Origin of the sequence: Actinoplanes sp. CA-131856, assembly GCF_050956135.1 — a bacterium.
Taxonomy (GTDB): domain Bacteria; phylum Actinomycetota; class Actinomycetes; order Mycobacteriales; family Micromonosporaceae; genus Actinoplanes.
This window is the reverse complement of the sequence record NZ_CP191849.1, coordinates 2,519,175-2,540,300: the sequence shown is the minus strand read 5'-3', so window position 1 is coordinate 2,540,300 and position 21,126 is coordinate 2,519,175. Positions and strand designations below refer to the sequence as shown.

General features: G+C 69.2%; 15 protein-coding genes. 12 read left to right on the top strand and 3 right to left on the bottom strand.

What is annotated here, in order from left to right; translation table 11 throughout:
* The first annotated feature begins 261 nt into the window (after positions 1-261).
* From ACQP2X_RS12185 to ACQP2X_RS12170, 4 genes are all read left to right on the top strand, one after another.
* A complete protein-coding gene (locus ACQP2X_RS12185; RefSeq protein WP_498696406.1) occupies positions 262-1,737 on the top strand; it encodes an alkaline phosphatase family protein in 1,476 nt (491 codons plus the stop codon).
* Positions 1,738-1,773: 36 nt separating this feature from the next.
* Positions 1,774-2,487 carry a GntR family transcriptional regulator gene (locus ACQP2X_RS12180; protein ID WP_498696403.1) on the top strand — a complete coding sequence of 238 codons (714 nt, stop codon included), beginning with the start codon at positions 1,774-1,776 and terminating at the stop codon, positions 2,485-2,487.
* Between the two features lie 322 nt (positions 2,488-2,809).
* On the top strand, positions 2,810-3,733 hold the full coding sequence (locus tag ACQP2X_RS12175) for an alpha/beta fold hydrolase (protein WP_498696402.1): 924 nt from the start codon (positions 2,810-2,812) through the stop codon (positions 3,731-3,733).
* A gap of 74 nt (positions 3,734-3,807) precedes the next feature.
* Positions 3,808-4,842 carry a zinc-binding dehydrogenase gene (locus tag ACQP2X_RS12170; RefSeq protein WP_498696400.1) on the top strand — a complete coding sequence of 345 codons (1,035 nt, stop codon included), beginning with the start codon at positions 3,808-3,810 and terminating at the stop codon, positions 4,840-4,842.
* A 6-nt stretch (positions 4,843-4,848) separates the two neighbouring features.
* Here ACQP2X_RS12170 and ACQP2X_RS12165 read toward each other — a convergent pair whose 3' ends face one another.
* Positions 4,849-5,589, bottom strand: coding sequence for a GntR family transcriptional regulator (locus tag ACQP2X_RS12165; protein WP_498696399.1), 741 nt, complete (start codon positions 5,587-5,589; stop codon positions 4,849-4,851).
* Between the two features lie 123 nt (positions 5,590-5,712).
* Here ACQP2X_RS12165 and ACQP2X_RS12160 point away from each other — a divergent pair, with 123 nt between their 5' ends.
* The 6 genes from ACQP2X_RS12160 to ACQP2X_RS12135 all read left to right on the top strand — a co-directional run bounded on the left by ACQP2X_RS12160 (position 5,713) and on the right by ACQP2X_RS12135 (position 12,880).
* A complete protein-coding gene (locus ACQP2X_RS12160; protein ID WP_498696397.1) occupies positions 5,713-6,825 on the top strand; it encodes a TIGR03364 family FAD-dependent oxidoreductase in 1,113 nt (370 codons plus the stop codon).
* Positions 6,826-6,839: 14 nt separating this feature from the next.
* Positions 6,840-7,754: a phosphate/phosphite/phosphonate ABC transporter substrate-binding protein gene (locus ACQP2X_RS12155; RefSeq protein ID WP_498696394.1), complete on the top strand. Its 915-nt coding sequence runs from the start codon at positions 6,840-6,842 to the stop codon at positions 7,752-7,754.
* Positions 7,754-8,467, top strand: coding sequence for a phosphonate ABC transporter ATP-binding protein (locus ACQP2X_RS12150; RefSeq protein ID WP_498693179.1), 714 nt, complete (start codon positions 7,754-7,756; stop codon positions 8,465-8,467). The genes ACQP2X_RS12155 and ACQP2X_RS12150 overlap by 1 nt, the downstream gene beginning before the upstream one ends.
* Entirely contained in the window at positions 8,464-9,294 is an 831-nt protein-coding gene (gene phnE, locus ACQP2X_RS12145) for a phosphonate ABC transporter, permease protein PhnE (protein ID WP_498696392.1), read from the top strand. Before ACQP2X_RS12150 ends, phnE begins: the two co-directional genes overlap by 4 nt.
* Entirely contained in the window at positions 9,291-9,944 is a 654-nt protein-coding gene (locus tag ACQP2X_RS12140; RefSeq protein ID WP_498696390.1) for a phosphonatase-like hydrolase, read from the top strand. The genes phnE and ACQP2X_RS12140 overlap by 4 nt, the downstream gene beginning before the upstream one ends.
* 242 nt (positions 9,945-10,186) lie before the next feature.
* A complete protein-coding gene (locus tag ACQP2X_RS12135; protein WP_498696387.1) occupies positions 10,187-12,880 on the top strand; it encodes a helix-turn-helix transcriptional regulator in 2,694 nt (897 codons plus the stop codon).
* Positions 12,881-13,008: 128 nt separating this feature from the next.
* Here ACQP2X_RS12135 and ACQP2X_RS12130 read toward each other — a convergent pair whose 3' ends face one another.
* Positions 13,009-15,744, bottom strand: a complete 2,736-nt coding sequence (locus tag ACQP2X_RS12130; protein WP_498700919.1) for an ATP-binding protein — start codon at positions 15,742-15,744, stop codon at positions 13,009-13,011.
* A 161-nt stretch (positions 15,745-15,905) separates the two neighbouring features.
* Positions 15,906-16,592 carry a metal-dependent hydrolase gene (locus tag ACQP2X_RS12125; RefSeq protein ID WP_498696386.1) on the bottom strand — a complete coding sequence of 229 codons (687 nt, stop codon included), beginning with the start codon at positions 16,590-16,592 and terminating at the stop codon, positions 15,906-15,908.
* A 264-nt stretch (positions 16,593-16,856) separates the two neighbouring features.
* Between ACQP2X_RS12125 and ACQP2X_RS12120 the strand changes: the two genes are divergently transcribed.
* Entirely contained in the window at positions 16,857-19,649 is a 2,793-nt protein-coding gene (locus ACQP2X_RS12120; protein WP_498696384.1) for an ATP-binding protein, read from the top strand.
* A gap of 238 nt (positions 19,650-19,887) precedes the next feature.
* The gene (locus ACQP2X_RS12115) at positions 19,888-21,126 is read left to right on the top strand and encodes a lactonase family protein (protein ID WP_498696383.1); all 1,239 of its coding nucleotides are present in this window, start codon (positions 19,888-19,890) and stop codon (positions 21,124-21,126) included.

Below are 21,126 nucleotides of genomic sequence, written 5' to 3'. Positions count from 1 at the left end.
CGGTTCGGGCTGCTGAGAGCCTCCCGCTCCTCGTCGCTCGGCGGCCTCGGGCCGCAGCAGGCTCAGGTAGTCCGAGAGACGCTGTCGCCGGGATTGCTTTGAAGGTAGCTTGCACGTTCCGTTTACCGGGGCGACGAGCGTCCAACCTGGACCAGAATTGGTCTGGACCTGTTACCTTAGCGCCCACCGTTGCGGCACCCGGCGTTCACGCTGACGGCTTCTGATGCGTATCAGTGCTCCCACCGCCTCGAAAGGCACGACATGCATCGAACTCTGGCCGCCGCCCTGCTTGCCGGCGCGGCGATCACCGGCCTCGCGGTTCCCGCGCACGCCGCCGCCCCCGTCAAGAAGCTGCTGGTCGTCGGCATGGACGGGCTCAACTGGGACAGTGCCGTCGCCGCCGACGCGCCGAACCTCGATTCGCTCGCGGCACAGGGACTGCTCGCCCGCAGCCTGGTCCAGTGCCCGTCGGTCGCCGACTCGTCCTCCGGGCCGGGCTGGTCGAACATCGCCACCGGTGTGTGGCCGGACCGGCACGGTGTCACCGACAACCGCTTCGCCGGCAAGCAGTACGGGACCTACCCCGATTTCCTCACGCGCCTGGAGACGGCGAACCCGGCCTACCGCACCTATTCCGCGGTCGACTGGGCCGCCCTGCACAGTCAGGGCACGTTCTCCACCAAAATCGACACCCGGGTGACGTACGACGGTGACGCGAACGGCTACGCCGCGCAGGACGTGAAGATCACGGCGGACGCGGTGAGCCGGCTCGGGGCGGCCGACGGGCCAGACGCGTCGTTCGTCTACCTGGGCAACACGGACGCGGTCGCGCACGCGTCGGGTACCGGCAGCGCCTACCTGAGCGCGATCGCCACGCAGGACAAGCAGCTCGGTCAGCTACTGGCCGCGGTCAAGGGCCGAGCCACGTACGCCAGTGAGGACTGGCTGATCCTGGTCACCACCGACCACGGGCACCGGGTTCCGCTGGGCGGGCACGGCGGTTGCGGCATCGACGAGCGCGGCACTTTCTTGCTTGCCACCGGCGCGGGCATCGCCGCAGGCAGCCGGCCGATCGACGGGCGGCAGGTCGATCTGGCCGCGACCGCGCTGGCCCAGTTCGGCGTGACCGCCGCAGTCGACGGAAAGGATGTACGGAAGCGGTCCACCGATCCCTTCGACTCCTTGGCCCTGCGGACCCGGGTGGACGAGACCGGCATCCCGGCGACGCTGGCCGGATGGACACCGACCGCGCCGGCCGGCTGGTCGGTGGACCGGAGCAAGATGCCGGCGGGCGGCGTCACCGAGTGGCGCGGCTGGTCGTTCACGACCGACGAGTTCTGGAGCCGGGCTCAGGGCAGCCAGGAACGGGAGAACGCGCTGCGCACCCGGGGCGTGTTCGCGGTGGCCGACAGCGACGAGTTCGCCGACAAATCCGGCGGCGCCACCTTCGACTCGACGCTGGTGTCCCCGTCGTACGCGGTCACGGCCGGCACGACCAAGCGGATCTCGTATGTGACCCACTACCGGCAGGAGGGCACCCAGAAGGGCGACGTCCTCGTCTCCTTCAACGGCGGCGCCGACCAGCTGGTGAAGCGTTACTCGGCCGACGCCCGGGCCACCGCCGAGTCGCTGACGGTCACCGCCCCGGCCGGCGCGACCAGCATGACCGTCAAGTTCCGCTACTACGACGCGGCCAACAACTGGTACTGGGTCATCGACGACCTCAAGGTCTCCTGAGCACAGCCGGGCCGGCCCTTCGGTAGGGTCGGCCCGGTGACGGTCGACGCGATTCGTGGCGGAGTTCCCGAGCACGGCCGGGTGCCCAAGTACTACGTGGTCAAGAACCAGCTGCTCAACCTTCTGGCCGACCTGGGCGAGGGCGCGCCGCTGCCGCCGGAGCGGGACCTCGCGGCCGCGTACGGGGTCGCCCGCACCACCCTGCGCCAGGCCATCTCGGAGCTCGTCATGGAGGGCCGCCTGCGGGCGCACCGCGGCCGGGGCACCTTTGTCGCCGCGCCCAAGCTGATTCAGCCACTGAGCCTGGGCAGCTACACCGAGGCGCTGCGCGAGATGGGCCGCGATCCCAGCCGCCGGGTCGTCACCGTCGAGACCCTCGAGGACGACGATTTGGGCGGCCGGGTCCTGCACCTCGAGCGCGTGCTGCTGGCTGACGGCGAGCCGCTCGGCCTGGAGAGCACGTACATGCCGGCCGCCCGCTTCGGCGACCTGATGGAGGGCTTCGACGCGACGGGCTCGCTGTATCGGCACGTCCAGGCCCGGTACGGCATCCGTTACGCCGAGGCCACCGAACGCATCGAGACGGTCCTGGCCAGCCCTCGCGAAGCCGCGCTGCTGGCCACCAACCCGGCCCAGCCCATGCTGCTCATGCAGCGCGTCTCCACCGACGAGTCCGGCGCGCCGATCGAACGGGTCCGAGCCCTCTACCGCGGCGACCGCATCGGATTCGTCACCCGCCTGACCAGCTGAGCACGGAGGCCCGTTCGAGCCATCGCGAGTTGTTGATCATGTACGGCAGACCGCGCAGGTGCCTCTCGAAGGCAAGCCTCCGGCGATGACAATTCATTCGCGACGGAGGCCATGGTTGTTTGCCTTCACACGGATCACTCTTACCACTCCGTTACGGCGATGTCCTGACGGCCTGTTGGTGTGATCGGAACGATCTCGAAGGCGGGACCCGCACGGTTGAGCGATTGCGGTGAGAGGTTTACCGTGACGGACGCTCCAACCGGAATGGTCGCCCAGAAAGGCGCCAGGACCGGTAATCGCGGCTTGATGAGGAGGCGTTTCCATGCCCTCGATTGATCCCGTCGCCGTCACCCCGCAATCTGATTTGCTGCGCAAGCATTCAATGGTACGGGTTGGCGCGCGCGACATATTCCTGACCGATATCGCCACGGCGGGCGGCGCCCAAAAGGACGTACCGGTATTGCTGCTGCACGGCGGCGGCCCGGGAACCACCGGGGAGTCGAACTTCAGCCGCAACATCGATGCGCTGGCCGGCCTCGGTTACCGGGTGCTCGTCCCGGACATGCCCGGTTACGGCAACTCCTCGAAGGCGGTGGAGCGGACCGACCCGTTCGGCGATCTCGCTGCTTTCGTGCGGGGTCTGCTCGATGCGCTCGGTCTGGAGGCGGCGCATATGGTCGGGCACTCCTACGGCGGCGCCGCCGCATTGCGGGTGGCTTTGGACAGCCCGCAGCGGGTGGCTCGGATGGCGCTGCTGGCGCCGGGCGGGATCGGGACCACCCGTGCCCTGCCCACCAGCGGGCTGAATGCGCTGCTCAACTTCTACGGCGGCGCAGGGCCGTCGCGGGCGAAACTGCGGTCATTCATCGATGACTACCTCGTCGTCGATGCGGCGCAGGTGTCCGACGAGGCGTTCGAAGCGCGCTATCAGGCGAGCATCGTTCCGGAGGTCGTGGCCGACCCGCCGCTGCGACGCCCGCGAGTCGGTCCCGGAATGCTCGGCACATTGTGGAAGATGGATTTCAGCCGGGCTCGTCGGCGAGTCGCCGCTTGCACGGTACCGGCAATGGTTGTCTGGGGGTCGGACGACAGGGTCAACCGTCCGACCGGTGGCTGGTGGCTCGCCCGGACGATGCCGAACTGCGATCTGCACCTCATCGCGCGGGGCCGGCACTGGGTTCAGTACGAGCAGGCCGATCAGGTCAATGCGATGCTGGCGGCATGGCTGGCCGGAAGCCAGGCCTGATCCGCGGGAGCTTCCGCCGGAGTTCACTTGTCGAACGCTTCCGCATCTTGTATGTACAGGTTAGGGTGCTTCGCATGGAAAGCGAAGCGCGCTACTCCCGCTGGGACGGCGTCGGCCGGCCGTTCACCGTCTGCACCACCCCCGTGCCGAGCCGGCTCGAGCGGGGTGAGGTGCTGATCGCCGTTGATCTGGCAACGGTGTGCGGCAGTGACGTTCACACGGTGAGCGGCCACCGGCCGTCTCCGGCGCCCGGCGTTCTCGGTCACGAGCAAGTGGGCCGGGTCGTCGCGGTGGGTCCTGACGCGCCGGCCGCCTTGGGGCAGCGGGTGGTCTGGTCGGTCACCGCCTCGTGCGGGCAGTGCCCGCGCTGCCGGCGCGGGCTCACCCAGAAATGCCTGCGGCTGCGCAAATACGGCCACGAGCCATGGACAACCGAGCACCCGCTCACCGGCGGATTCGCCACGCATTGCCTGCTCATGCCCGGCACAGCGATCGTCGCCGTGCCGGACGCGGTGCCCGATGAGGTGGCCGCTCCGGCCGCATGCGCCACCGCGACCGTGGCCGCCGCGCTCCGGGCCGCCGGCCCCGTCGAGTCCGGCATGCGGGCGATGGTGAGTGGGGCGGGCATGCTGGGCCTGACCGCGGTCGCGATGCTGGCCGAGCGGGGCGTGCACGTCATCGCGGTCGATCCCGTCCCTGCCCGCCGCGAGCTGGCCTCGCGCTTCGGCGCGGCCGAGGTGTCGGCCGGCCCGGCGCCGGCCGAGGTCGACGTCGCGCTGGAGCTGTCGGGCGCGCCGGCCGCGGTCCGGGCGGCTCTCGGCTCGCTCGCGGTCGGTGGCACGCTGGTACTGGCGGGCTCGGTGTCGCCCGGCCCGGCGGTGGAGCTTGATCCGGAGCGAGTGGTTCGTGGCCTACTGACCGTCACCGGTATGCACAACTACACCGCTGCCGATCTCCAGACGGCGGTCGACTTCCTGGCCTCCTGCCACGACCGTTACCCGTTCGCCGAACTGGTCGACGGGGCGTACCCCTTGGAGAAGCTGGACGACGCGTTCGACGCCGCCCGCCGCGGCCCGGCGCCCCGGCAGGCCGTCCTGCCCGCGGCCTGAAGCCGATCAGGCGACCGCGGTCCGGGCGCCGCCCATGGCGTCGCGCCTGTTGGTCATCGTGACCGTCGCGATGTCGGGCCGGTACCGGTCGTCCGACCACTCGATCGGCGCGCCGGTGGAGTCCATGGTCAGGCGCCGCTCGCGCAGCAGCGGCGCCCCGACCGGAACGCCGAGCAGCCGGGAGTCGGTCGCGTCGGCGGCGACCGCGTCGAAGGTGTGCCGGGCGCTGTGCAGGTCGGCGCCGCGCTCGATCAGGTACGCGTAGATCGAGCCGGCGTCGAGGTCGGCGTCGAGCAGCGGGCGCCCGACCGGCTCGATGTAGGTCATCCGTTCCAGCATGGCCGGCTGCCCGTCGAGCAGCCGCAGCCGCAGCAACTGCACCGCCAGGGTGTCCGGGTCCAGGTTGAGTCCCGCCGCGACGTGCGGCTCGGGACGGCGCAGCGCGATCTCCTGCAACCGCTGGCCCGGAACGTATCCCGTGAGCTCGGCGCGGCGGGTGAACGACTGGAAGTACTCGAACGGCTGAGCGGGCACGGCGTCGAGGACCACGGGGCGTTTGCCCTGGCCGCTGCTGATCATGCCCTCCTCGCGCAGAGCGGCCAGCGCCTGGCGGATGGGCCCGCGCGAAGCGGAGAACTCCCGGCACAGCTCGGCCTCCGACGGCAGCGAGGCGCCGATCTCCAGCTCACCGGCGCGGATGCGGCGCCGCAGCTCCGCCGCGACGAGCTGATGCAGGGGGTTAGTCATGAAGGAAGACTATACAAGCGCCGCCGGAGCGCGTGAATCGTCGACGCTCGCTAGGTGAACAGGCAATGACTTATACATACAAGCTGTTGACCCTGGTTCGCGGCGGCTGTCAGGGTGAGCCCCGTGAACGCCTCCTCCCCTCCGGTCGACCTGGTCGTGGTCGGTGCCGGCATCGTCGGTCTGGCCCACGCCGTCGAGGCCGTCTCGCGCGGCATGTCCGTCACCGTCGTCGAGCGTGACGAACGCGCCGTCGGCGCTTCGGTCCGCAATTTCGGGCACGCCTGCATCACCGCCCAGGCCGGCGAGGCCCTCGAGTTCGCCGAGCACGCCCGCGGCGTCTGGCTGCGCATGGGCCGGGCCGCCGGTTTCTCGGTCGCCGAGTCCGGCACCGTGATGCTCGCCCGGGCGCCCGAGGAGATGGCCGCGCTCGAGGAGCTGGCCACCGCTCGCGGGGAGGGCGAGGTCGTCCTGCTCGATGCCGGTCAGGTCCGCAAGCACGTCCCGGTCACCGACGACAGGCTGCTGGGCGGCGCCTTGGCGCCCCGCGACCTCCGTGTCGACCAGCGCCGCGCCGCGGGCGCGCTCGCGGCGTGGCTTCAGGACCAGTCCGGCGTACGGATCCTGTGGTCCACGCCGGTGCTCGGCGTCCAGGAAGGTCTCGTCCGGACCGGCCGCGGGGAGATCGCCGCGCGCCGGGTCGTGGTCTGCGCCGGTCACCACCTCGACCGGCTGCTGCCCGAGGTCGCCGACCGGGCCGGCCTGCGCCGCTGCGTGCTTCAGATGCTGCAGGTACGCGTGCCCGGGCTCCGGCTCGACCCCGCCGTGCTGACCGGCAGCTCGATGCTGCGCTACCCCGCCCTGGCCGCCACCGCCGGCGCGGCCGCGCTGCGCCGGCGCTGGCAGACCGAGCGGCCCGACCTGCTCGGCGCCGACGTCAACCACATGTTCACCCAGCTGCCGGGCGGTGACCTCGTCGTGGGCGACACGCACGCGTACGCCCGTACTCACGAACCCTGGTCCTCGGAGGAGCTCGATGAGCTGCTGCTGGCCGAGACCCGGGCTCTGCTCGGACCGAACCTCGCCGTCGTTCGCCGCTGGCGGGGCGTCTACGCCAGCGCGGACGGCGAGTTCCTCAGGACCCCGGTCGCTCCGGGTGTCACGGCGGTCGCCGTGACCTCGGGCATCGGCATGACCACGGCCTTCGGGCTCGCGCCGGCCGTACTCGATTCCCTCTGATCTGGAGCTCCCACATGCGTACTTACCGTCTTCTGGCCCCCATGGTCGCCCTCACCGCCCTCGTCTCGCTCGCCGCCTGTGGTGGCGGCGACACCGACAGCACGACCGGCGCCTCCGCCACCTGCCCGGGTGGGCAGATCCGCTTCGGCGTCGAGCCGTTCGAGGACCCGGCCAAGCTCACCCCGGCCGCCGAGGCGCTCGGCGCCGCGCTCGAGAAGAAGCTGAACTGTCCGGTCAAGGTGACCGTCACCCAGGACTACTCGGCCGAGGTCCTGGCCATGCAGAACGGCAAGCTGGACATCGCGATCTTCGGGCCGCTCGGCTACGTGTTCGCCAGCAAGCGGGCCGGGGCCGAGGCGATCGCCTCGTTCGCCGACGCCCAGGGCACGCTCTCCAGCTACAAGGCCGGCATCTGGGTACCGAAGGACTCCGACATCACGACGATCCAGCAGCTCAAGGGCCGCAGCCTGGCGCTCGGCTCGGTCGGCTCGACCTCGGGCGACGCCCTGCCGCGCAAAGCGCTCAAGGACGTCGGCCTCGACCAGAAGAGCGTCAAGGTGACGTACGCCGGTGGGCACCCCCAGGCCCTGTTGGCGCTCACCAACGGCAAGGTCGACGCGGCCGAGATCAACACCCAGCAGCAGGCCAGCGCCACCGCCGCCGGCAAGTTCGACGCCTCCAAGTTCCGCCAGATCTGGGCGTCGGACCCGATCCCGAACGACCCGATCACCGTCCGCGGCAGCATGGACCCCGCGTTCAAGAGTGCCCTGAAGGACGCGCTGCTCACGCTCGACCCGGCCGATGTCGGCAAGATCGGCGCGCTGCTCGACGTCGACCCGGCCGGCCCGATGGTCGCCGTCGACCAGTCCACCTACCAGCCGCTGTTCGACCTGGCCACCTCGCTCGGTCTCACGGAGAAGGACGTCTGATGCTCGGCCTGACCGCCATCGCGGTCCGCTACGGAGACCGTGACGTCCTGCACGGCGTCGACGTCACGGTCTCCGCCGGCGAGCTGCTCGCCGTGCTCGGCGCCAACGGCTCCGGCAAGTCGACCCTGTTGCGGGCCGCCGCCGGCCTGGTGCCGACCACCGCGGGCTCGGTCACCGTCGCCGGACGGCCGCGTGGCCCTCTCGACACGGCGATGATCTTTCAACAGATTCATCTGGTCGGGCGGCTCAGCGTGCTCGACAACGTGTGCGCCGGCGCCCTCGGCCGGCTCCCGTTGCACCGCTCGCTGCTGCCCGTCCTGCTGCCGCGGGCGGTTCGCGAGGAGGCGATGGCCTGCCTCGACCGGGTCGGCCTGGCCGACCGCGCACACGACCGGGCCGGCACCCTGTCCGGCGGCCAGCAGCAGCGCGTCGCTATCGCCCGCGCCCTGCTTCAGCGGGCTCCGGCGCTGCTCGCCGACGAGCCTGTCTCCGCCCTCGACCCGGCCGCCGCCGAACAGGTCCTGGCCCTGCTGGCCGAGCTCGCCCACGCCGAGAACCTCGCCGTCCTCGCGGTCCTGCACCAACCGGACCTGGCCCGGCGGCACGCCGACCGGATCGTCGGCCTGCGCGCCGGCCGCGTCGTCCTCGACGGCGACCCCGCCCAGCCCGTCGACTCGCTCTACGCCGGCCAGCCACTGCAGGAGGTGCCATGACCACCACGACCGCCACGCCCGCCCGCTTGCCGGTGCCGGCCAAGCCCCGCCGCCCCCGTACGGTCGTGGTGGGCTGGCTGATCGCCGCCGTCGTCGTGGCCGCCCACATCGTGGCCTGGCGGACCACCGAGATGTCGGTGAGCAACCTCGTCACCGGCTGGCACGGCATGGCCGACTTCATCGCCGAGGCCTTCCCACCCGACCTGTCCGCCCAAGTGCTGGGCGACAGCGTCCAAGCCGCACTGGTCACTCTCTGGATCGGCCTGCTCGGTACCACCCTGTCGATCCCGCTGTCGTTGCTGCTCGCCCTGTTGGCCGCGCGTGGCACCGCACCGGCCGGATGGGTGTACCAGAGCGCCCGGGCCGTGCTGTCGTTCCTGCGAGCCGTGCCTGACGTCGTGTTCGCGCTCATCTTCGTGACCGCGGTCGGCCTCGGCCCGTTCCCGGGCGTGCTCGCCCTGATCTGCCACAACGTCGGCGTGATGGGCAAGCTGTGGGCCGAAACCCTCGAGGACGCCGACCCGGGCCCGCCGCTGGCGTTGCGATCGGCCGGCGCGGGCCGCCTCCAGGTCGCCGCACACGCGCTGCTGCCGTCGGTGACACCGCAACTGGTCGGGCTGCTGCTCTACCGCTTCGACGTCAACGTCCGCTCGTCGCTCGTGCTCGGCCTGGTCGGCGCCGGCGGCATCGGCTTCCTCATCAACCAATCCATCCAACTGTTCCAGTTCGACCAGATGCTCACCCACATCCTGGTCGTCCTCGTCCTCATCATCGCCGTCGACCGGCTGTCCGCCGTCGTCCGCGGCCGCCTCGGGAGCCGCTCATGATCCGCCTCGCCACCCTCGACATCGCCGGCACCACCATCGAGGAGCAGGGCACCGTCTACCGCGTCCTGGCCGAGGTGGTCGCCGAGCACGGCACCCCGGCCGACGACGGGCAGTTACGCCACTGGATGGGCGCCGACAAACGGGCCGCCCTGGCCGCGCTCACCGGCGACCACGACGCCGTCGAGAAGCTGCACGCCCGATTCGTGGAGCGGCTGAACGCCGCCTACGCCGAGCAGCCGCCGGCACCGGTCACCGGCGTCCCCGAGGCTCTCGCGGCCCTGCGCGCCGCCGGAACCCGGGTGGTCCTGACCACCGGCTTCGACCACACCGTCACCGACCCGCTCCTCGAGGTCGTCGGCTGGCGGATCGGCGAACACCTCGACGCGGTCGTCTGCGCCGCCGACGTCGCCGCCGGCCGCCCGGCCCCCGACATGATCCACCGTGCGATGGCCCTGACCGATGTGGACGACCCGGCCCAGGTTCTCGCCGCCGGCGACACCGCCCTCGACATCCGGGCCGGCCGGGCCGCCGGCGCCGCGATGGTGGTGGCGGTGCTCAGTGGCGCCCAGACCCGCGCCGAACTGGAACGTGAGCAGCCCACCCACATCCTCGACAGCGTCGCCGACCTGCCCCGCCAGCTCCGCCTCTGATCGACGATCACAGACGCTCCGACCTCCGAGCCCGACGAGAGCGATCGCGGGTGTTCCCGAGCGAACCGGCGGGAGCACCGCGATCATTCGTGGCTCAGCATCGAGGTCACCGCCTCCGAGAGCCACCCGGTCCGACCGGGGTCCGGGGCCTCGATCTCCCGGGGTCGGTCGTCCAAGTCCGGGGGTCGGACCGGTGGTCATCTCGGGCGTCGACCTGGGTTTCGCGACGCAAGATGAGAGCCATGAGCGTCCATGACCCTTCGCCACCCGGTACGGACGAGCGCGCTCGGCTGGACGACCTGGTCCGAGCTGCGGCCGCCGGCGACGGCTGCGGTCTGCGGATCGTCGGTGAGCCGGGCATCGGCGAGTCCTCAGGCGTGGACTACGCGATCGGCCAGGCGGCCGGCTTCCGTGTGGTTCGGATCCGGCCGGTGGCCGCGGAGCGGGAGATGCCCTACGCGGCTCTGCACCTGCTCTGGGTCGAACTGTTCGACGACAACTCCAGCCTTGCGGCCGCTCACCAGGAGGCGCTGAACGCGGCGTTCGGCTTGGCGGGCGACGCCCGGCCCTCTGCCGCGTCGGTCGGCTCCGCCATGCTGGAACAGCTCGACAGCCTTGCGGCGTCCGGGCCCGTCTGTCTTGCCGTTGATGACGCGCACTGCCTTGACAATGCCACGGCCGAGGTGCTCGCCCATATCGCCCGCCGCGCGGGTGGCCGGCCGATGCTGGTGGTGCTCGCCCACGAGCCGACTGATCGTCTTACGTGCCTCGATAAGCTGCCCACGATCGCGGTCGCACCGCTCGATCGGGAAGGCCTCGAGAACCAACTGCCGAATGTGGCACTTGGGCCGCTCGACCCCGATGTCGCCGATCGCCTCTTGCAGGAATCGCACGGCAAAATGAGGTTGCTGGCGCAGTTCCTTCAGGGCTTCACCGAGGCCGAGCTGGCGGGCGGCTTCGCCATCCCCACCCCTCGCCGCCGACGGTCATGCACCCATGAGCAGTATTGTCCCGACCGGGCCGCCGAGCTTACCCCGACGGCTTGGCGGCTTCTGCTGGCCGCGGCAGCAGATTCCAGCGGTGACCTCGCCCGGTTTGGCCGCATGAGTGCCGAATTGGGAGCCGACCCGGACTGCTTGATCTCGGCCGGCTTCGTCGAGGCCGGCAATCGGATCACATTCACCTGCCCCGAACTGCGTCTGGTGACGTATCACTCGGCCCCACCCGAGGAACGGCGACTGATCCATCGCATGATCAGCGAGAACGCTGACGATGACCGCACCTGGCAGGTCTGGCACAATGCGCTTGCCGCAACTGGTCATGACGACGTGCTGGCCGACCGGCTGGAGGATGCGGCGGACTCGGCGCAGTCCCGGGGAGGAATCGCGGCCCGCTCTGTCTTTCTGGAGAAGGCGGCCCTGCTGACCAGCGATCCCGCCCGCCGCGACGAGCGTGCGCTCGCGGCCTCGACCGCCAGGTATGACAGTGGTGATTTCGTCGCCGCTCAGCGGATCCTCGGCATGGTCGCGATGGGGGCGCCGGGTACCACAGGTTGGGCGCGACGCGTCTGGCATCTAGCCAGGATCGACACAGTCGTACACCCGGGTGCCGGCTCGGTCGGGCGACTCCTCGATGCTGCCCGGCTGCTCCGGCCATATGACCCGGCTAATGCTCGAGAGGCATATCTTGAGGCTCTCCTGGCGGCGATGTCAGCCGCGGCAGGCGACCTGCTGATCGTCGCGGCCACCGAGGCGCGGGCAGCCATGGTCGACCCCGTCGATCACCCGGCCGATCTGATCCTGCACGGATTGTCCACCCGCATCCTCGACGGCTACGCCCGCTCGGTGGACCCCCTACGCGCCGCGGTGACGGCATTCCGCACGCGCAGCCCGGATCCACGCACCAGTCGGTGGCTCGGACTCGCGGGGCTGGTGGCGGTCGATCTCTGGGACGCGCCGGCGTGGACCGATCTCGCCGCTCGCTCCCCTAGGGCCGAAAGAGGGATGAACTTGATGCTTCCCGTCGCCGACGCGTACGGCGTTTCGGCGGGGACACGCCCGAACCGCACCGAGACAGCGCTGGATCGGTGTGCGATCGCTCGTCTCGTCAGCAGGCCGGCCGGAACCGCCCTCGCACACCCCTTGGCCGGTCCTCCATCGGGCTGGCGCTGGCGCCCACACCGGGAGGATGTTCTATCCCATATGACTGATCGAGTTCGTGGTCATGACGCCGCGGTGGCGGCGGCGGTCGCGGCTGCTGCCATCTACAACGCGGCCGGACACTACGACCAGGTCGCCTCAGCGGTACGCGAGGCCGTGTGCTCCGAGCATCCCGGTTTCACCGGCTGGGCTCTGGTCGAGTTGGTGGAGGCGGCCGTTCGAACCGGCGATGTGGGCCTGGCCAGCAGTGCTGCCGCTCGACTCTCCCAGCGGACAACCGCGGCCGGAACCGATTGGGCACTCGGTGTCCAAGCCATCGCAGACGCTCTGCTGGCCGACGACCAGCACGCGGAGGCACTGTTCGCGGAGGCTGTCGACCGGCTCTCCCTCGCCGGCATCCGTTGCCAGTTGGCCAGAGCCGATCTGCTGTACGGCGAGTGGCTGCGGCGCAAGAATCGCCGTATCGACGCACGGGTCCGTCTGCGCGCCGCCGATGACCACTTCACCGCGCTGGGTGCGGTGTCCTTCGCCGAGCGCAGCCGAGGGGAAATACTCGCCACCGGTGAGGCCACGCGCAAGCGCACCGCGGAGAATCGTCGACGGCTGACCCCGCAGGAAGCACGCGTGTCATCGCTGGCCCGGGCGGGGTGCAGCAACTCCGAGATCGCCGAGCAACTGTTCGTCAGCACGCGTACCGTCGAGTATCACCTCTACAAAGCCTTCGCCAAACTCGGTGTGAACTCTAGGGCGAAGCTGCCGGCTCTCCCCGATCGGTGACCACTCGGCGGCCGTCGGGCCGGCCACGGCGCACGACGTGACCCCGGCGGCGCCGAACTGTGCCGGATCGAGCCGTCCGTAGCGGTCAGTAGGAGATTTAGAGTCTCTTCCCGATAATGAGAACGGACCTATGAGGAGAGCGACGGACGCCGCAATTGACGCCGGGAAGATATCCCCAGCTTGTTGAACACCTTACTGAGATGCCATTCGACGGTCCGGTGGCTGATGAACAGGCGGGCCGCGATGTCCGCGTTGGACAACCCGTCGCGGGTGAGCCGGACGATCAACTGTTCCTGTTCCGTCAAATTATCGGGCGAACTGTGAGACCGCCTGACAGCTCCCCTTTCGAGCCTAGTCTCGGCCAATTTCGCGTAGGCCGCCATGCCCATCGCACTGAATTGCTCGTGCGCGATTCGGAGTTGGTCGCGGGCGTCGGCTCGCCGGTCGTGGCGCCACAGCCATTCGCCGAAGTAGAGACGAGTTCGTGCAAGGTAAACTTCGGCCCGCGTCCTGGAAAGCCTTTCAATGGCTTCGACGTAGGCGTACTCGGCGGTGGACTCGTCATCGAGCAGCGCACGACAACAACGCTCCATTCCGCGTGCCCAGTCCGTGTCGCACGCTTCGGTCATGGCAGCCAGCCGTCGCAGGGCCACCCGGCCGGTCTCAGGCTTTCCCGCGTGTGCCGCGGCGACGACGAGCTCAACAAGCGGAGCCCACGTCATCATGCCGAGTTCCTGTGTCACCGAGGTGGCTCGTTCCGCCGCGGCCAACGCCTCGTCGAACTGGCGCAATCCGTTGAGGAACACCGCTTCCGACCACTTCGTGTGGATCGCCAGGAGGCCGTCACCCCGCCGATCGGCATGGGCGCCACCGGACGTGACAAGCCCTCGCATGCGTTCTTCATCACCGGACCAGGCAGCCACCATGAGGGCGGCGGAGGACCGAACCCTTACGCTTGCCTCTTCAGCCAGGCTGCTCATCTCGTCCACGAGGGCGCCGGCCTCAGCCAGCTCTCCAGCGAACAGGAGTACGACGATCCGCTGCGCATGAATCATCGGCAGGAGACCGGCGGCACCGTCGTCTCGTCCGATCCGTACGTACTCTCGAGTCAGCGCGTCCGCCGTCGGGTCGTCACAGAGATCCAGGGCAGTAGCGCACATGAACCACAGCCACCGCAGCGCGTCCCCCGCAAGGGGCATGGAACGAAGAAGGGCGTACTGAGCCGCCCTCAGGTCATCAACACCGGCGGCAAGACCATCGGTATAACGCAACACCAGGCCGCGGAGCAAAAGGTCGACCGGTCTGGGTGGTTGTACCAGTTCGGACGCCGATCTCGCAGCTTTCGCAACGGACGCAAGACTCACGCTGCCCGAGGGGCCGGCGGCATACCAGGCCGCACGAAACGCTTCCAGGTACGTGGTCACGGCGAGGGACGGATCCATTTGCTCCAGCCGGGCCGCTGCCCGGAGAAGGAGTCCCAAGCTGTTACCACTGCCGTCGATGACATCCGCGACATGAGCCTCGAGGAGTGCCGCCTGCGCGCGCACCGGCGGAGATGCCGCGTTCGCATCGGCCATGGCTACCAATCGCAGCGCGCTTCGCGGCATGCCACCGTCATGCATGGCTTGTGCGGCGGCCAGCAATCGTCGTCCTCGCCGGTCCGGGTCAGGCGTAAGGAGGCCGGCGCGTTCCAGGAACGCGGCTGCCGCAGCCGACCCTCCTCGGGCCTTGGCTCCCGCCGCGCAATCCTCGAGAAGGTCCGCCAGCTCGGCGTCCCGGCCCCGGGCGGCCAAGGCGCGGTGCCACGCCTGCCGATCCGGATCCTTGACTCCGTCGATAGCTTCGGCCACGGCGTTGTGCGCGGCGCGACGAGCGTCCGGGCCGACGGTCCGGTAGACGACCGAACGCAGGAGCGGATGCTGGAACCGGATTCCGGCACTGAAGTCGACCAGGCCGGCCGCCGCCAGCAAGAACGGCAGGTCGGTGTGCGCCTCGATGCCGAACCGGTCGAGCGCCCGCCATACGACCCCGGGGTCACCAGTCGGCTCCGTCGCGGCGACGAGCAACATCTGCTGAGCGTCAGGTGGCAACCCGGCCACACGTCGCCGATAAGCCTCCTCGACGTCCGGCGGCAGGGAGGAAGCGTCGAGGAGCCCGAACCCACCAGCCAGTTCCGCCGAAACGTAACTTCGGGAGAGGGCGAGCAGCATGCGCGGATTGCCACCACTCTCCCCTATCAAACGGTCGAGCACCTGCTTGTCGCCCGATCCCTGGTAGGCCGACGTGAGCAGGGCGCGCGCCGCGTCGTGCGGCAATCCGGTCACCGGCAGGTTCGGAATGCCGATGAGGTCCGGCGATTCGACGTCATCGCCGTTGCGCACCGCGATCACAAAACCGACAAATCCGGTTCGCAGCCGACGCGCGACGAAACCGACCACTTGGGCCGACGCCGTGTCGAGCCACTGAGCATCGTCGATCAGACAGACGACCGGCGTGCGCTGAGCCAGGTCCGCGAGAATGCTCAGAACTCCCAGACCCACCAGGAACTGATCCGGAGCGCCGCCTTCAATGAACCCGAACGCGATGGACAAGGCGGTACGTTGCGGGGCCGGCAGCGCCTCGACCAGGTCGATCAGCGGTCGGCAGATCTGATGCAGGGCCGCGTAGGCAAGGTGTTGTTCTGGCTTCACCCCGCTGACGCGCAGCACACTGCATCCGGCGGCTTGCTCGGCAACGTGATCAAGCAACGCGGTCTTTCCCACGCCAGGACGGCCACCCATCACCAGGGCACGGCTTTCACCCGACCGGACCTCCGACACCAGCCGGTCGAGGACCGCCCGTTCGGCGGCTCGGCCCAGCAGCATCACAACCGATTCCGATTCACTCGAATCCCGACGCTCAAGTCCTTACCGGTGATGACGACGCTCGCATCGGACTCCTCACTCGCGGATGCGTTTGCGTTCGTCATAGGTCACCGCGAAACATGCGATGCTTTGCCGCTCGTGGCCAGCTCTTCGCCTGCATGTCAAAGATCGACGGATTGACCGGGCTCCAGCACGACAACCCGGGCTTCGGTGGACGCGGCGACAGCCTTGGAAAAAGCGGACGGATCGGTGGCGATCGTGGGGAAAGTATTGAAGTGCCCCGGTATCACCACACTCGGCCGCAACCGCACGACGGCCCTCACCGCATCCGTCGCGTCCATCGTGTATTGCCCGCCGATCGGCAGGATGGCCACGTCGAGATTCTCGTCGCCGATCAGGTCCATATCGCCGAACAGGGCGGTATCGCCGGCGACGTACACCGTCACACCACCCATTCGGATAACGAAACCGGTCGGGATGCTCGCTGCCACGAAAGATCCGTTGTCGTCGACGGTCGAGCTGTGAACAGCCGGCACGAACTTGACGCTGGCGTCGCCGACCGTGATCGTTCCGCCGATGTTGCCGGGGATCACGTTCACGCCTTTTCCGCCGAGATGCAGACCTAGCTCATAGGCGGCAACGATCGGGGCCCCGGTTCGTCTGCTGATGTCGACAGCGTCGCCCAGATGATCGCTATGCCCGTGCGTGACCAGGATCGCCGTCGGCGCGAGGGCCTCCGGCGTGACGGTCGCGGTCGGATTTCCGGTCAGAAACGGGTCGATCAAGAGATTGTCTGCCCCGCTGCGGATCGCGAATGCCGCGTGACCGTACCAAGTAATCGTTATCATTGCTATTCACACCTCGTCGGCCTGATTAACGGTGTATGGGGCAGTAGGCGCGGAACCCGGTTGATCCGCCCTTCCCCGGTGTCGTGCGGCGCTTACCCGCCACGCCGGGGTTGAGCGGAAGCGTTTCCGCATCCTCCATCGGACGACTGACCGGTCCCACGGTCGTCCTTCCGACTGCCTGACTCATCGTCGGACAGCGCACAGCGCGCAACATCCCCCGGTGGCTAGCGACCGGCAGCGTTCAGCCCCGGCTAGGCTTGCACCGTGCAAGGGCTGAAAGACCTGGTCAACTGGCCGTGGGGGCCTGAACTGGTAGGCCGGAGCGACGAGTGTGCCGCGCTGAACAAGTTGATCGGTGACGTACGCCACGACGCCAGCCGAGCGTTGGTGTTGCACGGGGAGCCGGGAATAGGCAAGACCGCACTGCTGGACCATGCCGCTGGTCAGGCGACAGATTGCCGGGTGGTTCGCGGCGGCGGTGTCGAATCGGAGATGGAACTGCCGTTCGCCGGCTTACAACGGTTGTGCGCTCCACTGCTCGACCATTTGGACCGTCTGCCCGGGGTTCAGCGGGCCCATCTGACGACGGCCCTGGGCCTGGGTGACGGACCGGCTCCACATCGATTCCAGGTCGGCCTAGCCGCGTTGAGCCTGCTTTCCGAAGCGGCGCAGACAAAGCCATTGATCGTCCTGGTCGACGACTTCCACTGGCTGGACACGTCCTCCGCCCAGGCGCTTGCCTTCGTAGCGCGCCGGTTGGGCAGCGAATCGGTCGGCTTGATCATCGCTGCCCGTGTCATCGGGAAAGATCTCAGCGATCTGCCGGGCATGCGGATCTCCGGGCTGTCCGAGAGTGACGCGCAAATGCTGCTGGACGTGGTTCTTCACGGCCGCGTTGACTCACGGATCCGTCGGCAACTCATCACCGAGACGGGCGGTAACCCGCTGGCTTTGATCGAGCTGCCTCGCGGCCTGACGCCGACGGAACTGGCCGGTGGGTTCGGTCTCCCCGGCGCCGTGCCGCTGTCCGGCACTATCGAGGAACATTTCGCCCGGCGAGCGAACGAACTCCCGGAGACGACACGGCGGCTGCTGCTGGTTGCCGCCACCGACCCGTCCGGCGACCCGGCCCTCCTCTGGCGCGCGGCCGGCTGGCTCAGAATCAGGCCGGAGGCGCTGGATCCGGCAATCAGCCGCGGCTTGGTCGAGGTCGGCACGACCATCCGATTCCGGCATCCGCTGATTCGGTCGGCCGTGTATCGCTCGGCCTCCCCTCCGGCGCGTCAACAGGCTCATCAAGCCGTCGCGCAGGCCCTCGACGAAGAGCTCGATCCCGATCGCCGGGCGTGGCACCGCTCCCAGGCCGTCTCGGGCCCTGACGAGGCTGTCGCTGTCGCCCTCGAGCGCTCCGCTTCTCGAGCACTGACACGCGGTGGCCTTGCCGCCGCGGCGGCATTCATGCTCCGTGCGGCGACACTGACTCTCGATCCGGCCCGCCGTACGGCTCGGGCGCTTGCCGCCGCCGCGGTACACATCGACGCCGGCGCGTTGGAGCCCGTGCCCGACCTGCTGTCCATGGCCGAGGCCGGACCCCTGAACGAGTTCCAGCGCGCCCACATCGACCTGATCCGGGCTCGGGCTGGGTTCGTCGCCAACCGTGGCAGCGACATCCCACCGCTGCTGCTGAGCGCGGCGAAACGGCTGGCGTCGTTCGACGTCCTCCTGTCGCGGGCAACGTATCTGGACGCGGTCGCCGCCTCGACCTACCTCAACGCCGGCGCGGCGAGACCTGGAGATCGCCATCAACGGCCGGCCGAGCATATGGCGTCGGTAGCCCGCGCGGCGCGCGCGGCGCCGCCAGCCCCGGTTCCGCGCCCCGTCGATCTGCTGCTCGACGGAACGATCACTGCGTTCGATCGGGGCTACGCGGCCGGGCTCCCGACACTGAAGAAAGCGGTGAGCGGCTACGGAGAGGGGATGTCGCCGGAGAGCGAGCTGCGTTGGCTGTGGTTTGCGACCACCACCGCCATGCGCATCTGGGACGACGACAGTTGGTACGCCCTGTCGAAGCGCCACATACAGATTGCCCGTGACCTCGGCTCGCTGAAGGAACTCCCCCGAGCTCTGGACCTGCACACACTGTTTTGCGTGTTCGCCGGCGACTTGGCCACGGCCGCCCGGCTGACCGATGAGGCCCAGGCCATCGATGGGGCCTTGGGGACCTCTCTGGCACCGTACGGCGCCCTCGCCGTCGCCGCGTTCCGAGGTGACGCGCCGTCCCGAACAACCGATGTCCCAAGATCAGGTGATCGGTCGGCCAAGCCGGACGAAACCACCCCGACCAGCGCCGCCGAGTGGGCCAGCGCCGTGCGCCACAACGCCTTCGGCAACTACGCCGAGGCTCTGTCCGCCGCGCAGCGATCGATCAGCTTCGACCTGGGCCCGGCCGCTCTGCTGTGGCCGCACGTCGAACTGATCGAAGCGGCCGTGCGGGCCGGCGAGCCGGCGGTCGCGGCGGACGTCTACCGCCGGGTCGCCGGTGTCACAACGGCCAGCGGTTCCGGCTGGGCGCGTGGCATTCAAGACCGCTCGCTGGCTCTGCTCAGTGAGGGTGACGAGGCCGAACGGCTCTACCGTGAGTCGATCGCCTGCCTTGAAGGCACCAGACTGCGCGTCGACCTTGCCCGCGCTCACCTGCTCTACGGAGAGTGGCTCCGACGCGAGCGACGCCACATCGAAGCCCGCCGGCCGCTTCAGGTGGCACACGCAACATTCGAGTCGATGGGAGTGGGGGCGTTCGCGGAACGAGCGAGGCGAGAGCTGAATGCCGCAGGTGGGGGTCTTCGCCGGCGAGTGGACGCGCGGCGGAGCGAGCAGCTCACCGCCCAGGAAAGTCAAATCGCCCGCATGGCGCGGGAGGGCCTGACCAATCCGGAGATCGCGGCGCGACTCTTCCTCAGCACGCACACCGTCCAGTACCACCTGCGCAAGGTCTTCGTGAAACTCGGCGTGACGTCCCGCAGCCAGCTCAATCTCGCGCTGCCGAAGGCGCTGTGACGGTGCAGCCGCGCGCCGCCGCCGACGTGGCGGTCGCGGCTCCGGCGGCATGCACCGGACGAAGGTCAAGGATCTAGAGGTTTCCGCGTGGCGCCGTCATGACCTCGATCACATGAAGCGGAGTCTCCTGGCGGTACCCCCGGACCCGGACCCGGGCGCGGGCCCCGGGGATTTACTGACGCGAGCAACGAGCGGTTCCGGCCAAGCTCCGATCATCCAACGAAATGGAGAGGCAGTAATGGAGCAGGGCATGCGGGCCGGTGGCCACCTCTACATCCAGACCAACGAGGTCAAGAACTTCGTCATCCACTACGCCCGTACCGCGGACGGCACGATCCACGAGGTGGAGCGGATCGCCACGGGCGGGGCCGGATCGGGCGTCTACAAGCCGATCAGCGGTCAGGAGAGCGCCCCGAACGCCTTCGAGGCCGCGGGCAGCGTCATCGTGTCCAAGGACAAGCGGTTCCTGTTCGCGACCAACGGCGGCGACAACTCGGTGTCGAGCTTCGGCGTGGGCGAGGACGGCAAGCTGACGCTGATCGACGTCAAGCGGACCGGCAACGTCGTGGCCGGGCGCAGCGGCACGGCCAAATCGCTGGCGTACGTGCCGAGCACCGGCACGTTGTACGTGCTGCACTCGTTCGGCCCGGACCACGTCCGGCTGATGTCGGTCGACGCCAACGGCAAGCTCAAGGCACGGCCCGAGGGATACACGATCAACACGGCGGAGAAGTCGCGGCGGGTGTCGACCATGGTCGTGCTCTCGCCGGACGAGAAGTACATCATCGTCGGCACCACCTTCGACCAGCCGGCCGCCGCGAACCCGGACGGCTCCCCCATTCTCTGGGCCGACCAGCCGGACGGCTCGAAGAAGTCGGTCGCGTCCAACGCGCCCGACCCCGACGGTCTCGTCGTGTTCCCGGTGCAGTCGGACGGCTCGCTCGGCGAGGGGCTGTTCCAGGACGGTGGCGGCGGTTCGCCGTTCTACCCGGCCTTCCTGCACCACCGCTCGCAGCACTTCGTCATCGGCTACGCGGTGGCCGACGGGGTCGCGCTGGCCACCCTCGACGAGGGCGGCAAGATCGCCACCGGCCCGGTGGTGAAGATCGACACGAGTGCCGGCCTGCCGTCGGAGCTCTGCTGGCTGGCGGTCTCACCCGACGACAAGTGGATCTTCGCGACCAACTTCGGGTACAGCAACATCAGCAGCTTCCGGATCGACGGCGACGTCATCTCGCTGGCGCACACCTCGGCCTCGCCGAAGGTGCCCGGTGACGGCACGTTCCGCGCGCTCAACGGCACCGTCAGCAGCGGCCCGAGCGACAACTGGATCAGCCCGGACGGCTCGTACCTCTACCAGATCTTCGCCAACGCGTCGAAGCTTGTCGGCTACGCCGTGCAGCCGGACGGCACGCTGAGCGAGATCACCAGCGCCGAGATCCCGTACAACAGCCCGCAGGGCCTCGCCGGGATCTGA